The sequence below is a fragment of the Pseudomonas maioricensis genome (assembly GCF_022790535.1).
Classification (GTDB): domain Bacteria; phylum Pseudomonadota; class Gammaproteobacteria; order Pseudomonadales; family Pseudomonadaceae; genus Aquipseudomonas; species Aquipseudomonas maioricensis.
The window spans coordinates 229,113-243,040 of record NZ_LOHG01000007.1 but is presented as its reverse complement, the minus strand read 5'-3'; the positions used below and the strand labels follow the sequence as shown (position 1 = coordinate 243,040).

Genomic DNA, 13,928 nt, shown 5'->3' with positions numbered 1-13,928 from the left:
TCGGCAGCTCCTACAGGTCCTGTGTTTGCCGCGAGACAGCGCGGCACCATGGACACCGGGGCAGCCCCCAACAAAAAAAGAGACCCGAAGGTCTCTTTTTGAACAGCACAGAGGCTTATTTGGCCTGGTAAATAATCCCCGGGCTGCACTGCACCATCTGGTAGTGATCTGGCAAACCGTTCAACGCCTCGGAAGCCCCGAGGAACAGATAGCCACCCGGCTTGAGCGTGCCGTGAATGCGCAACAGGATGTCTTTCTTGACCTCGGCCGAAAAGTAGATCAGCACGTTGCGGCAAAAGACGATATCGAACTTGCCCAGACTTGCGTAACTGTCCAGCAGGTTGAAGGCACGAAACTCGACCCGACTCTTGATCGGCGCCTTCACAGCCCACTTCCCCGGCCCTTTGACGTCGAAATAGCGCTGCAACCGGTCCGGAGACAGGCCACGCCCGATCGCCAGACTGTCGTACTCACCCGACTTGCAGTTGGTGAGCATCAAACCCGACAGATCAGTGGCCACAATTTGCGCGCCGGATTTGAGCTGACCAGGATTGCTGCGCTCGAACTCATCGATGGTCATCGACAGCGAGTACGGTTCCTGACCAGAAGAACAGGCGGCTGACCAAATGCGCAGACGCTGGCCGGGAGCGGCCTTGATTGCCTCAGGCAGCACCTTGTTCTTCATGACTTCAAACGGGTAGGTATCCCGAAACCACAAGGTTTCGTTGGTCGTCATCGCATCCACTACTTGCTCACGCAAACCGCTGCGTGGCTGCGTCTGGATACGTTGAATCAACTCACCAAGCGTCTTGATGCCGTTTTGTTCCATCAACTTGTTGAGGCGACTGGAAACCAGGTACTGCTTGTTCTCACCCAAAAGGATGCCACAGGCTTTTTCCAAAAATACCCGGAACTGCTCGAAATCCAAATTACCCGTAGCCAAAATGCCGCCTCTCAAATCATGTAAAACCACCAGGAACGACGTTCCTAGCTGATGTCTGCTGCCTTGATCCTGTCCACAACGCGTGCTGCCAGGTCATCAGGCCGGAATTTGGCGAGGAAGTCATCCGCACCGACCTTCTTCACCATAGCCTGATTGAACACACCCGACAGGGAAGTGTGCAAAACGATGTGCAATTTTTGCATCCGGGGATCGTTACGAATCTCGGAGGTAAGCGTGTAACCGTCCATTTCCGGCATCTCAATGTCGGAAATCATCATCAAAAACTCTTCTTCCGGCTTCTTGCCCTCAGCGACGATCTGCTTCAGATACTCCAAAGCCTGACGACCATCGTTGAGCGCGACCACTTCCACCCCAACGGTCTGCAGACAGCGACTTACCTGTTTGCGTGCCACAGAGGAGTCATCCACGGTCAGCACCCGCAAGGAAATGGCCTTATGGTGCGTTTCTTCATCAATCACGCCGACGGAAACGGATTCCGACATTGGCGCAACTTCGGCAAGAATTTTCTCGACGTCGATGATTTCGACCAACTGGTTATCGACCCGCGTCACAGCCGTCAGATAGTGATCGCGGCCGGTGCCCTTGGGCGGCGGATGGATCTCTTCCCAGTTCATGTTCACGATGCGCTCAACCGAGTCCACCAGAAAACCCTGAACCTTGGTGTTGTACTCGGTGATGATCACGAACGCGTTATCAATCGACATCTGCCCTGGCAAACCGGTTGCCATGGCCAGGTCGAGAATAGGAATCGTCCCGCCACGAATATTTGCCACGCCCCGAACGATTCGACTGGATTTAGGCATCACGGTGAGCTTGGGGCATTGCAGCACCTCCTTCACCTTGAAGACGTTAATCCCGTAAAGCTGTTTGCCGTTGAGACGGAACAACAACAGCTCAAGGCGATTCTGCCCAACCAGCTGCGTACGCTGGTTAACTGAATCCATTACACCGGCCATGCTGCGACTCCCATTTCAAAGTAACCATCGCCACAGCACCTGATCAGGTAAGCGGCACGGGCCTTGCTTTTTATACGTCATGAATGCAAAAACGACAATTTCCCGACACACGATTTTCAAGAACCGCAGCCTGCTTTGTTCGTTGGCCCTGCTGTGCCTGACAACCTTGGCGAATTACAGCCGGGCAGACAGTTTTACAATGCCTGAACAGCTTATCGGCGTCACTCAGGGGTTTCTTGAATTCACAGTTGAAGACTATTTGGCGACCAGCCAGATCGAAGGTCGCTTTGAAATTGAAGTTCGGCAACTGGACCCGCGCCTGCGCATGCCGCTCTGTGACAAGGAATTGACAGCGAGCCTGGAAAGCCCACGCCCGGTAGGCCGCGTCACAACCCGCGTACGCTGCGAAGGCTCGTCGCCATGGACCGTATTCGTGCCCGCTCAAGTGCGCCTGTTCCGCAATGTCGTCACCGCAGTCAGGCCACTCAAGCGCGACGCGATCGTGACTGAACAGGACATTGCGATGCGCGAACGGGACATCGGCCTGCTGGGTCAGGGGTTTCTATCTGCCGAAGATCAGGCTGTAGGGCAGAAAGTTCTCCGACCAATGGTCATCGATCAGATCATTGCACCCAATTTTCTGGAGCAGCCGCAGATGGTGCGCAAAGGCGACCAGGTGGTCATTACTGCGCGAAGTGGCTCTATCTCTGTACGGATGCCCGGCGAAGCGCTCTCCGACGGGACTTTCAACGAGCAGATACGGGTGCGCAACCTCAATTCAAAACGAATCATAAAAGCCAACATTACGGGCCCTGGCCAGGTGGAGGCACCTATGTGATCTGATAGAACGCTGGCGTCAAACGCTTGTTTTTCCTAGACTGCGAAACAACGTCTGAGGTTTGAGGTCCATTTCTGCGCGTATCGCAAATGGATTTCACTTAGCAGGCTAAAGTTTTTCTGCATTTGGTCGAAACCATGGCAAGCGTCCAAACACCAGAGGAGTTTTTATCATGGTCATCGACTTCAACCGACTTAATAGCGGCACCGCAGTAAGCGGCGCAACCCGTACAGGTAGCGCCAAGGAAGCAGGCAAGGCAGATGCAACGGTTGCGACCGCAGCATCAGAAAAAACCAGCAGCACCGGCGAATCCGTAAAGCTGAGCAGTGAGGCTCAACAGTTGCAAAAGATCACTGATAAGTTGGGCGACCTGCCAACCGTCAACAGCGCCCGCGTGGCAGAGTTGAAACAGGCAATCGCCGATGGCAGCTATCAAGTAGACAGCAACCGTGTAGCCAGCAAGCTGCTTAATTTCGAAGCTCAGCGCTAGCCCAATGCTCGCGCTGGATCTTCTGGACGCTTAAAAACCAGAGCATGCGATGCAAGACACTACTTTGCTCCAACTGATGATCGACGACATGGTTCCTGCCCAGCAATTGCTGGAAATTCTGCAGGCCGAGTCCCTCGCCCTCCACGGCCGCGACATGGTCGAAATGGAGCATGTGCTTGCCAAAAAGCATGCACTGGTGATTTTGCTTGAGCAGCATGGCCGCAAACGCAGCCAGATTCTCAGCGGATTGGGATTGAGTCAGGATCGTAAGGGCCTCAGCACACTCGCCGAAAATTCGTCAGTGGGCGAGCAATTGATGAAGGCTGGAGACGAGTTGAGCGCGCTGATTAATCAGTGCCAGCAACTGAACACTCAAAACGGCAGCTCTATCCAGATGCAGCAGGCCTCTACTGCGCATCAGTTGCGGATACTGACCGGCGATATGCCCACGCTGTATGACAGCCGGGGATCGACATCCGGACGTGCAAAGCCACGTCCGTTAAGCCAAGCGTAGTTTTCTGTATCAAGGCGCTTTGCATGCTGGCAAAATGCCTGCCATTGCGTTGCTGTCGTATTTTGCCTGGAGATGGAAAAAAGTGAATGGCTCAAGTGCGGAAGATGCTCCGCAGCCCCCAAAGGTACTCAATACGCCTTTGGAAATTGCCGCCAACTTGCGGCTGCTACTTGAAAGTCATGATCCTCTGATCATTACTTTTCATGAGCGTACCCAGCGTTTTCAGAGCTATCTGATCGAGGTAGACCGCGAAAGCGATGTTATTGCCCTCGACGAAATGATCCCTCGTGACGGCGAAAAATTCCTCGCCAACGGCGAAGCTTACCGGGTTGAAGGTTTTCATGATGGCGTACGCATCGCGTGGGAAAGCAGCGCGCAGATGACCATCCTGGAAGCCAACGGTGAGCGTTTTTACCGTGGCCCGATGCCTACGGAAGTCATTTACCATCAACGTCGCAATGCGTTCCGCGCGGCATTGAAGCTGGCCCAGTTGGTCAGCATCGAGATGGGCGGTGATCGACTCAAATTTCCTCTGAGCGGCAAACTGCTGGATATTTCGGCGACCGGCTGCAAGCTTCGTTTTGAAGGCGATGTTTCTGAGCGCATGCAACTGGGTCAGGTGTACGAGCGTTTCGTGGCTCAGTTACCCTTTGGCACCATGACCGCTCCAGTTGAGTTGCGGTATCTGCACTTCGAAGAAAGGGTTAACACGACGTTTGCCGGGATTCGCTTTCACAATATGAGCGGGTTGGTGCAACGTCAGGTTGAGCGTTTCGTGTATCAACTGCAGCGCGAAGCACGTCGCTTCGACAAGGACGACGACTTCTGACAGCGGTTTCAAGCTGTTAAAAAGGCGATTACGCTGTGAGCGTAATCGCCTTTTTTGTTTATCCGAGTCTATTGATCGAGACTTGCCTCTGTAGGAGCGCACGAGCAACGCGAGGCCGCGATGGCGGCGGGTCAGGTAACCGCCATCGCGGCCTCGCGCTGCTCGTGATCTCTTACAAATACAATCCAGTCCGCCCTACCCAATCCAGGCTAAGGCCGGTTGATCTCCACATCCCGCACAACCCCATCGGCCTCACCTTCAGCCCTCGTCTCAACCGGTGCCTCAACCTCGGGTTCAGCCACTGGCTCAACCGTGGTCTGCATCTGATCCTGGACCACTTGCTCATCAACCCGCGGATCAAGCGCAACCACCAGTGGCGAACTGGACATGCTGTCTGGCATTGCGACGTGATGCAATGGCGCGTCGTCCACCTGGTGCAAGTGAGTCACAGCTTTAGGGCGGATCAGGAACACCAGCGACAGGGACGTCAGACAGACGAAGGCATAAAGCATATTGCTGCCCAGCGCCTTCATCAGCGCACCTGCCGCCAGCGGGCCGATACTTGCGCCGATACCAAAGGTCATCAGCAACATCGCCGTCAGCGATACCCTACGCTCGCCTTCAACGTGGTCATTGGCGAAAGCGACGGCCAGTGGATAAAGACTGAACTGAACCAGCGAAACCACAAACCCCACCAGAAACAAAACTTCCAGAGGCATGCTGGGCAACACTGCCAACGGCAACGCCACGACCGTCAACACGGCGGCAAAAGCCCGCATCAGCTGAGCACGATCATAACGGTCAGACAGAAGCCCCAATGGCCACTGAACCATCAGGCCGGCCAGAATACAGCAGGCCATGAACATACCGACATGCTCGGTCGACAGACCCTGTTGCGCTGCGTACAGGGGCGCCAGACCATAGAAGGCACCGACGATCAGCCCTGCACCCAATACGGTTGTCAGCGACTGTGGCACCCGACTGATGAAGAAACGTGGCTCCAGAGGCGCGGGGTGCAAGGGTGCCGGGTGAATGCTGCGGGTCATGGCCACAGGGACCAGACACAGGGCAAAACACATCGCTACCAGCATCAGCAGCTCTGGCCCTAACCCGGGGTGAACCACCAGAATCATCTGACCCAGCACCAGCCCCATGTAGGACGCGATCATATAACCGCTGAAGACCATGCCACGCTGCTTGGGAGCTGCCTGTTCGTTCAACCAGCTCTCGATCACCATGTATTGGCACATCATGCCCAGGCCCACAATCATCCGCAGGAACAGCCACGCCGGCAGCCAGTCGATCAGCCCAAGGCCCAGCACGGCTGCGCCGACAATACCCGCACAAGTCGCGTAGGCACGAATATGCCCGACACGCCCGATAAGCCGGTGGCCTACTTTGCCACCCAGCACCAACCCCACATAGTTGGCGGCCATCAACGCACCGATCCACAGGCCATCGACCTGATCAGCGGACAATCGCAAGGCCAGGTATGTACTCAGGAGACCGGAGCCGGTCAACATCATCAGGGAGGCAAAATACAGACCCTGAAAGGACTTCCAGATTTGGCGCATCGACTTTCCAAAAATAAGGAGTCGTCAGAATGGACGACTCCGATAACACGATTCTTAAGCCTGGGCAGCCAGAATGCGCCTTTCCCAGGGGGTGATTTCATCGAAGAAACTGGTTAGCTCCAGGGTCTTTGATGCGATGTAGCCTTCGATGAACTCAACGCCAAACAGTTCCTTGGCCAATTGACTGCGTTTCAGACGCTCCAGAGCGGCATGCAAGGTACATGGCAATGACAATTCATCCGGCACATGGATGTCCCCCTGTATCGGCGGCGTCGGCTCCAACTGTTGATCAATACCATGAAGCCCCGCTGCCAGGCTGGCGGCTATCGCCAGATAAGGATTGGCATCGGCACCCGGCAGGCGGTTTTCGACCCGTCTGGCCGAAGGGCTGCTGGCCGGGATGCGCAGCCCTGCTGCTCGATTGTCATGGGACCAGCAGGCGTTGTTCGGCGACGCAAAGGGATGGCACAGGCGCTGATACGAGTTCACATTCGGCGCGAACAGCGCGGTGAAATCAGCCATGCAGGCTTGCTGACCGGCAATAAAATGCCGGAACAACGCGGTAGGTTCGCCCTGCTCGTCGCTGAATACGTTCAGGCCCGTGACCGGGTCGACCACACTCTGATGAATATGCATCGAGCTGCCCGCCGTTTGCGCCAGCGGCTTGGCCATGCAGACCACGATCAAGCCATGCTTGAGCGCAACTTCCTTGAGCAAATGTTTGAACAGAAACGTCTGGTCGGCCAGCAGCAGCGGATCGCCATGCAGCAAATTGATCTCGAACTGGCTAACGCCCATTTCATGCATGAAGGTATCGCGGGGCAAGCCCAGCGCCGCCATGCATTTATAGACTTCGCTGAAGAACGGCCGCAAGCCGTTGTTGGAGCTGACGCTGAACGCAGAGTGACCTTCTTCGCGGCGACCATCGATCCCGCCGGGCGGCAGAAACGGTTTAGCTGGGTCAGGGTTGGGCGCAAAGACAAAGAATTCCAGCTCGGTCGCCACGACAGGCGCCAGACCTCGTTCGGTGTAACGGGCAATCACCGCCTTGAGCTGGCTACGGGTCGATAGATTACAAAACCCGCCGCCAAGCTCCTCGGTGTCACAGATCGCCAATGCGCGTGGCTCAACACTCCACGGCAAACGATGAATCTGTTGGGCGTCGGGCACCATTGCCACGTCCCCGTCATCGCTTCCGTAAAAACGCGACAGCGGGTAACCGCCCATGATGCATTGCAGCAAAACCCCACGCGCCATCTGCAAACGGCGCCCTTCGAGGAAGCCTGCTGCGGTCATTACCTTGCCGCGAGGTACGCCATTCAAATCGGGTGTGACGCACTCGATTTCATCTATGCCAGTCAATCGCTGTGCGAGCGTGTTGTGGCCATCGCTGGTCATGCTTGCGAATCCTTCCTTTTACATCCAGAGCGTACAAAATACGCACCGGATGTTCGATATTTCAAGCAGCTCGGTAAAAAATCAATCCGGCAGCCAGATATCACGCCAGTTCTGCAACTGCCCGTCGTCGAGCATCCAGTCGCGACGCACGGCGCTCCGCAGCGCACTGCCCATTGCGGCAGCGCCCTCCAGATCCGAAAGATGGGCACGAACCGCGTCGAGCCAATCACCCTCAGCACTCTTGACCCGCGTTACTGGCAAGCCACAGCGATACGGCTCCAGATCGCTACAGATCACCGGTACACCACAGATTCCGAACTCCAACAACGTCGTGTTGCTCTTGCAGCGATTGAACAGGTTATCGACAAGCGGTGCCAGCGCAAGATCCAGATTCAGTGAGGCTAGCCTGGCCGGATACTCTGCGATGGCGACATTGGAGTGGACCTCATGAAACAACGGACGCAGCGCTTCAGGGCAGTCGCCCAGGAAGATCCACTCAACTTCATCAGCCAGCTCGCGAATGACGTCCGCAACCATGTCAACGTCAGCGCTGCTCATTGAGTCCCCGGACAAGCCGATTCGCGGTTTTGCCGAATGACGACGCTCACTGCGCAGAGTGCTCCACCAGCGCGGATCCAGTCGACTTTCAATAATGCGGATGTCTGAGTGGAAGCCATCGAAGATATTCGCCAAGGCATCACTGGATACCACCAGACGGTCCATGAAACCGAGCCTGCTTCGCAATGCGTCGGTTAAATCCGCCGACAAGTACTCACCTTGCTCATAAACCTTGAAGGCCCTGGAGAACGCTTTCATGCGGCGCATCGCTTCTCGCTGCGAGTCGCCCAACTGTCGTTGCAACACAATCACATCCGGATCGAAGCGCTGTAGCTCCACTGCCGACAGCAGCTCCGGTACTACAGCACCGTCGATCAGCCCCTTGTCACGCATGGCGTTGAATGGCTGAGCCAACCGGTATTCATGACTACGCGTTTCCACTCCCGGCTGCGCCAGGACGCGTTTCAAATCGCTCAGACCTGCCAGTGGCCGCCAGGTGAGCGAACTCTCGACCACTTTGAAGAGGCGTTTAGGGTTCAAGGAGTAATTCGGATTGTAAGCAGGTTCGGCGGCCAGCTGTGATAACCAGCGGGCGTAGAAGCGGTCTTCCTCCTGCACAGTCGGCGCAACACTGTCAGGTTCGCTGATCAGCATCTGAACTCGAGGCGTGAGTACGTTCAAATAGCCCGCCTGCTGCATTTTCAGACACAGGTCAACATGGGCCCAAGGGGCCATCTGCTCATCAAAGCCACCTGCCGCGAGGAACAATTCACGCTTGACCAAAAGGCACTGCTCGCTCAACGCAGAGAAGTCGCTTTCCACCTGCAGTCGTTGCATGTAGCCCGGGCTGCTGGCTTCTGAACCTTTGAAGAGTACATCGGCAGGCCCATTTAATCCGAGTAACAGGCCCCCGTGGCGTAACTTGCCCTCGCCATTCACCAGCTTCGCGCCGACACTGCCTACTTCTGGTCGCAGGCCATGATTGAGCATCTGCTGCAGCCAATCCTGGCCAACGATGCCCACGCCCGAATCGAGAAACAGTACGAATTCGCCCTGCGCATCCTGGGCCGCCATGCTCAGGAGGCTTTCAGACGTAAGGCCGGCGCCATAGCGCAAGACCCGGATATGCGCGACGCCCAGCTGTTCGATGCCTTCGAGCCAGCCCGACACAGCCGGGTCGTCATTTCCGCCGTCCAGCACCAGCAACTCATAATTACCGTAGGTGGTGTTTTCCAGCAGACTTTCCAGGCAGCGCTGCGCAGCAGCGAGACGGCCATCGACCAGCACCAGAATACTCACTCCGGCGGTCTGCGGCTGCCCGTAATCAATCTGATAGCATCCCGCCGATAGTGAGTTGACCTGCGCCTGAGCAAAGCCTCTAGCCCGCAAGTGGCGCTCGATCACCTGCACTTGCTGCGGATCATCAGCCAGGACTGTTGGCGCGCTGATCACCAGCGGTTCACTGATATGCCCCAAGCCTTCAAAGCCAGTCGATTCAATCAGGCGCAAAATGTATTCGAGCTCAAACGCACCGAAGCAGTCACTGACAAAGCCGCCCTGCTCTCTCCAGGTTTCGTGACGGAAAATCCAGTGCTGCATCAGCATGGCCGGGCTGCTCAGCAACAGATCAAGGTTCAGATCCGGTCGTAACAGAAACTCACGCTGACCGTCAGACTTGAGCACGATTTCATCTGCGTAAACTGCACGATGCCCGGACTGACAGGCCAACTCCAGCCCGGTAGCAAACAGTCCACTCGATGTGAACTCTTCGCCAGCCTGCACAACCATGAACCAGTCACATACGAGTTCATGAAGCGCGCTGTTGATACTTGCAACATACGTCTCGGGATCAAACCTGAATTCGCCAACACCTTCAGCGCTGCTCAACACCAATGGCCGCACTTCGACGTGAGCGGGCGCTTGCCGGGCAAGACTATCCAGTGTTTTTGAACGTTTGACCGCGTCGCCCGCAGGATCCAGGACCACCACGCCAATAACGGGTACTGGAACACTTGCGAACTGTTGATCGATCAAGGCCTGCCGAGGAGCCGATAGCGCACGGTCAGCCAACCAGGGCAGTACTTCGAATCGCCGGTTTCTGGCGGTGAAGTCCTGCGCTGCTTTCTGGGTTACCTCGATGAAGTTATCCAGTGCAAGCCAGAAGGCTTCCTGGTGTTTCAACAAACTTGCACGGAACAACGGCAGGGTTTCACGGGCACGCTCTATTAGCTCTGGAGTATTGCCCCATGCCACGCCATAGCCTTTGTTTTCATGCACAGCCAGTTGCAATGGAGCCCTTTCGTTGGGAAGAACAACGGTTATACAACCGCAGAGCACCGCCTCTGCCCCTATCCCAGTCGCCTCGGTACAGTAGAAATACTCACACTGTTGAAACAGGTCGGCGAGTTCCTCCCAGGACCCAGGGCTCAGCAAAGTAACTTCAACGGCGCCAGCAGGAAGCAAATCAGGATCGATATAGCCTTTGCCGCTTTTGCCGCGAAAGTACGCTACCTTGCCCGCGATACGCTTCGCAGGGTTGTCTGACAAACGAAAGATACTCAAGTCGACAGGGGGCAAATACAGCACGTGATCTTCCGGATGCCCCGGCGGCAACAGAGCCTTGGTATAAGCAAACTGAATATCTGTCGGCTCATAATCGCTGACGGGACTCAGAAAACCAGGCTGATTCAAAAGGTAACGAACGACGACATTACTGTTAAGAGGATTGCCGTCGATGACCTCCGGTATGACCACAATGGGCTCAATCCCGGCAGCCTTGTGCTCACCCATGGTGTTCTGAGTCAGAACAGGAGTCATCAAGTGTGCGGGGACACCGGTCGTGGTCACATAGGCTTCATGACCCGAGCGAATAAGCGCATCGCACAGCATGTGCAATACACGAATGCCCGCCGAGTTGCGCCGATAAGCCGGCGCCATGATGTAGTAGGGATGCGGACGTTTGGCGAACAGCGAACGGACCATCTAAGGCTCCCGGCACATAGTTTATTAGAGGCCGAAGCACATTAACTCGGCGTGTTCGATCAGCTATGACACATCGCCCGGAGCGGCAAGGCAGCGTTACCCTCCCCGGTATCTGCTGCCACGATGCTTAATCAAAAACCAGCCTTACAAAGGCCTGACCGAATTTTCATACTGTTCAAAGTGGACTTCACCACCGTTGTTGTAATCAGCAAAGGTCATGTCTTTTTTCGGCTCACGCCATTCGCCGTAGATAAAGTGCAAATAGTCATGGGCATCCGTCGGAACCTTGAGCGTCGTGCCAAACAACTCAATGCTGTCAAAACCTTCGAAGTGCTTCTGCGGGCAAAACCATTCAGGCATGGCGCCGATCATTACCGATGATCCGTCGCGCATCACCCGTCTGGCTATATCCGTCTCGAACGGGATGATCTGATCAAAACCCTCGACGTTTCCACACGTGACCCTGATGGCGAAATCAACATTATGGGAAGCAATCAACTCGATGTTCCAAGTCACGCCTTCCAGCGTCGGCAAATGCTGTTGATTGTCACGTACGAGCTTCACCATTGCCTGAAATTGCGGCTCATTCACCGAGAAATCGATGTCATCGTCCCAGGCGATAAAATCTCCTTCGCGCAACGCACCCAGTAACGTCCCGAAATCAAGATACAGATCGATCCCGGCAGACTCGGCCATTGATGAAAAAAAACGGACGACCTCTGTGGCCAGTTGTTTAGTGCGTGGATGGGAGAAGGGATGAATATCACGCATCCCTTTCATCTCACGTTTTCCGGGAATAATGGACGGTATATGCGACAAGCCCAGCGTCTCCAACTGAGCAAGAATGCTGTCTGACCAGACACTGGTGATAACGATCAACTCACACCCGCTGGCAGCTATCTGCTCGGCCGAAATAATCGGATAACCGCAGAACTGCGCGCCGTGTTTAGCCGGATCATTGTCGGCAATTGCCACGATATCCAGGCCAGGGTTCTGTTCAATGAACAGCCCACCGCTTTTGCCTGCGCCGAATAAAACCAGTTTCTTGCCTTCCAGATTCCGCATGTTGTAACTCCCGGGTGCGCCTGCATTGCTGACGGTGGCGACTTAAATTTTGTGCGCTACGCAACGGCCAACTTTGGCGTCTTCCGTCCGAAACTTGGCCAGACCACGCCCTTCAATCTGATAGGTCACCGTGAAACCCGCACGCTCAATGTTTTCCAGAACAACCGCGTGATCCAGAAACCGTCGATAGTGATCGGTACCAAAGGTCTTGTCCTGACTGGCGTCGTCAACAGTACGATATTCGAACAGCACCTGACTCTGGGAGGGCAGCAAAGTACCGAGCAAATCGAGGAAAGCATTCGCCTCGGCTTCGTCGATAGCATGTAGAAAGAAGCGGGCATAGACCGCAATCTTGCGCTTGCCGGCCAAGAAGGCAGTTATTTGATCTCGTGCAGCAGCCGCCTGACACTGCATGTAGTTCGCGTGTTCGTGAATGCTTCTGGAGCGGCACAACTCAATAGCCTCAGCCGAAGCATCAACGCCAAGGAGGTCAAAACCGTAGGCCGCAAAGAATTCGCTATCACGGCCGTTGCCACAACCGAACTCGATCACTCCATCGACATCGGTCAGCTCGTTGATCGCGAACGCTGCAAACTGTGATGGATAGGCCGGAGCACCTTTCTTCTTGCTACCGTAAAACGCATCCCAATAGCTCGACTTTTCTGCTTGGCTCATCATTTATCCTCAATACCGCTCATTTCATTACGCGCGCCTGAACCACTTGTATCGGCCCACTTTGCAGTTTCTTTGACCGCGTTTTCCAAATCTGTCCAGACATCCAGCCCCAGCACCCGCGCCTTCGTGATGGAGGGGACGTAAACCGAACGGGGACCACTGGCTGGAGCGTCCGCGATGAGTACGGGCTTGTCCGGGGACAGCCATCCGCCCACGCGAATCGCCAATTGCGCAATACTCAGCGCCTCATCGGACCCTACGTTGTAAGCCTGACCGGACTGCCCGACCGCCAGAATACCCAGCAGCCAGACGGCGAGATCGGCAGCATACAAATAGCTGCGTAACGCCTCGCCGCGAGAGTTCAGAGCCAGCCGTCCGTGCCACAGCGCGTCCCGGATGAAGTTGCCGACAGCGAAATGCCCGTCCAGAGGCAATCCTGGACCAACAAATGCGAAACAACGGGTAAATACCACCTCAATGCCATGGCGCCTGGCGTACAAGGCAGCAAGTGTTTCCTGGGCTCGCTTGGCCTCCCCGTAGGCGCTGCCCGGCGAGGTGCTGTCGCAAGACAACGACGTGTCGTCAGGGAAGCATTCCATACCCGAAGGTAGTGCACCGTATTGCGCGCCGGACCCGGTAAGCATCACGCGTTTGACACCACAGTTCACAGCCACTTCGAGCACGTTCCGCGCCCCTTCAAGCATGCTGTCAAAAAGCGCCAAAGGGTCCTGATGAGCCGCTGCAGAAGTCTCGGTGGCGGCATGAAGCAAGTAATCGAAATGTTCCGACAGAGGCTTAAGCTCGCAGGTGTCTGACTTTATCCAACGAAGCCAGTCTGAATCGCGGTAATAAGGCTCTTTGTCGAGAAACGCTTCAGGTGATCGAGAGACAGCAGTCACCCGGATCTGCGCCCCACCTTCATTAAGCAGATCGACCAATGCCAACAGCCACTTGCCAAAAAAGCCGGTAGCACCGGTGATCAGGATGTGGCTGCCGCGAAGGATCTCCAGACCTGGCAGAAACGGGCTGACCCGCTCCAAACCGGAACGAACCTGAGCAACGTGAAGGTTAACCTGCATATTCAG

At 55.6% G+C, this 13,928-nt stretch carries 12 protein-coding genes; 4 read left to right on the top strand and 8 right to left on the bottom strand.

Going from position 1 to position 13,928, the window contains the following annotated elements; translation table 11 throughout:
* Positions 1–115: 115 nt before the first annotated feature.
* Both cheR and AUC61_RS13530 read right to left on the bottom strand, forming a co-directional pair.
* Positions 116–943 carry a protein-glutamate O-methyltransferase CheR gene (cheR, locus tag AUC61_RS13535; RefSeq protein WP_243246765.1) on the bottom strand — a complete coding sequence of 276 codons (828 nt, stop codon included), beginning with the start codon at positions 941–943 and terminating at the stop codon, positions 116–118.
* A gap of 44 nt (positions 944–987) precedes the next feature.
* Complete coding sequence (locus tag AUC61_RS13530; RefSeq protein ID WP_122665692.1) at positions 988–1,920, bottom strand: chemotaxis protein CheV; 933 nt, start codon at positions 1,918–1,920, stop codon at positions 988–990.
* 79 nt (positions 1,921–1,999) lie between these two features.
* Between AUC61_RS13530 and flgA the strand changes: the two genes are divergently transcribed.
* From flgA to AUC61_RS13510, 4 genes are all read left to right on the top strand, one after another.
* On the top strand, positions 2,000–2,758 hold the full coding sequence (gene flgA / locus AUC61_RS13525) for a flagellar basal body P-ring formation chaperone FlgA (RefSeq protein ID WP_243246763.1): 759 nt from the start codon (positions 2,000–2,002) through the stop codon (positions 2,756–2,758).
* A 172-nt stretch (positions 2,759–2,930) separates the two neighbouring features.
* On the top strand, positions 2,931–3,248 hold the full coding sequence (flgM, locus tag AUC61_RS13520) for a flagellar biosynthesis anti-sigma factor FlgM (RefSeq protein ID WP_243246761.1): 318 nt from the start codon (positions 2,931–2,933) through the stop codon (positions 3,246–3,248).
* 49 nt (positions 3,249–3,297) lie between these two features.
* Complete coding sequence (locus AUC61_RS13515) at positions 3,298–3,762, top strand: flagella synthesis protein FlgN (RefSeq protein WP_243246759.1); 465 nt, start codon at positions 3,298–3,300, stop codon at positions 3,760–3,762.
* A gap of 82 nt (positions 3,763–3,844) precedes the next feature.
* Positions 3,845–4,591 carry a flagellar brake protein gene (locus tag AUC61_RS13510; RefSeq protein ID WP_243246757.1) on the top strand — a complete coding sequence of 249 codons (747 nt, stop codon included), beginning with the start codon at positions 3,845–3,847 and terminating at the stop codon, positions 4,589–4,591.
* Positions 4,592–4,800: 209 nt separating this feature from the next.
* On the opposite strand, the gene AUC61_RS13505 is transcribed toward AUC61_RS13510, so the two are convergent.
* The 6 genes from AUC61_RS13505 to AUC61_RS13480 all read right to left on the bottom strand — a co-directional run bounded on the left by AUC61_RS13505 (position 4,801) and on the right by AUC61_RS13480 (position 13,922).
* Positions 4,801–6,165, bottom strand: coding sequence for an MFS transporter (locus AUC61_RS13505; protein ID WP_243246755.1), 1,365 nt, complete (start codon positions 6,163–6,165; stop codon positions 4,801–4,803).
* Between the two features lie 54 nt (positions 6,166–6,219).
* Complete coding sequence (locus AUC61_RS13500; RefSeq protein ID WP_243246829.1) at positions 6,220–7,461, bottom strand: glutamine synthetase family protein; 1,242 nt, start codon at positions 7,459–7,461, stop codon at positions 6,220–6,222.
* Between the two features lie 183 nt (positions 7,462–7,644).
* Complete coding sequence (locus AUC61_RS13495) at positions 7,645–11,103, bottom strand: glycosyltransferase (RefSeq protein ID WP_243246753.1); 3,459 nt, start codon at positions 11,101–11,103, stop codon at positions 7,645–7,647.
* Between the two features lie 144 nt (positions 11,104–11,247).
* Positions 11,248–12,168 carry a LicD family protein gene (locus AUC61_RS13490; RefSeq protein WP_243246752.1) on the bottom strand — a complete coding sequence of 307 codons (921 nt, stop codon included), beginning with the start codon at positions 12,166–12,168 and terminating at the stop codon, positions 11,248–11,250.
* Positions 12,169–12,210: 42 nt separating this feature from the next.
* The gene (locus AUC61_RS13485; protein ID WP_243246750.1) at positions 12,211–12,843 is read right to left on the bottom strand and encodes a class I SAM-dependent methyltransferase; all 633 of its coding nucleotides are present in this window, start codon (positions 12,841–12,843) and stop codon (positions 12,211–12,213) included.
* Complete coding sequence (locus AUC61_RS13480) at positions 12,843–13,922, bottom strand: NAD-dependent epimerase/dehydratase family protein (protein WP_243246748.1); 1,080 nt, start codon at positions 13,920–13,922, stop codon at positions 12,843–12,845. The genes AUC61_RS13485 and AUC61_RS13480 overlap by 1 nt, the downstream gene beginning before the upstream one ends.
* Between the last annotated feature and the right edge of the window lie 6 nt (positions 13,923–13,928).

Excerpts from the sequence above, each read along its gene's own strand:
- AUC61_RS13530 (WP_122665692.1), bottom strand. The coding sequence starts at position 1,920 with ATGGCCGGTGTAATGGATTCAGTTAACCAGCGTACGCAGCTGGTTGGG.
- flgA (WP_243246763.1), top strand. The coding sequence starts at position 2,000 with ATGAATGCAAAAACGACAATTTCCCGACACACGATTTTCAAGAACCGC.
- flgM (WP_243246761.1), top strand. The coding sequence starts at position 2,931 with ATGGTCATCGACTTCAACCGACTTAATAGCGGCACCGCAGTAAGCGGC.
- AUC61_RS13515 (WP_243246759.1), top strand. The coding sequence starts at position 3,298 with ATGCAAGACACTACTTTGCTCCAACTGATGATCGACGACATGGTTCCT.
- AUC61_RS13505 (WP_243246755.1), bottom strand. The coding sequence starts at position 6,165 with ATGCGCCAAATCTGGAAGTCCTTTCAGGGTCTGTATTTTGCCTCCCTG.
- AUC61_RS13500 (WP_243246829.1), bottom strand. The coding sequence starts at position 7,461 with ATGACCGCAGCAGGCTTCCTCGAAGGGCGCCGTTTGCAGATGGCGCGT.
- AUC61_RS13495 (WP_243246753.1), bottom strand. The coding sequence starts at position 11,103 with ATGGTCCGTTCGCTGTTCGCCAAACGTCCGCATCCCTACTACATCATG.
- AUC61_RS13490 (WP_243246752.1), bottom strand. The coding sequence starts at position 12,168 with ATGCGGAATCTGGAAGGCAAGAAACTGGTTTTATTCGGCGCAGGCAAA.
- AUC61_RS13485 (WP_243246750.1), bottom strand. The coding sequence starts at position 12,843 with ATGAGCCAAGCAGAAAAGTCGAGCTATTGGGATGCGTTTTACGGTAGC.
- AUC61_RS13480 (WP_243246748.1), bottom strand. The coding sequence starts at position 13,922 with ATGCAGGTTAACCTTCACGTTGCTCAGGTTCGTTCCGGTTTGGAGCGG.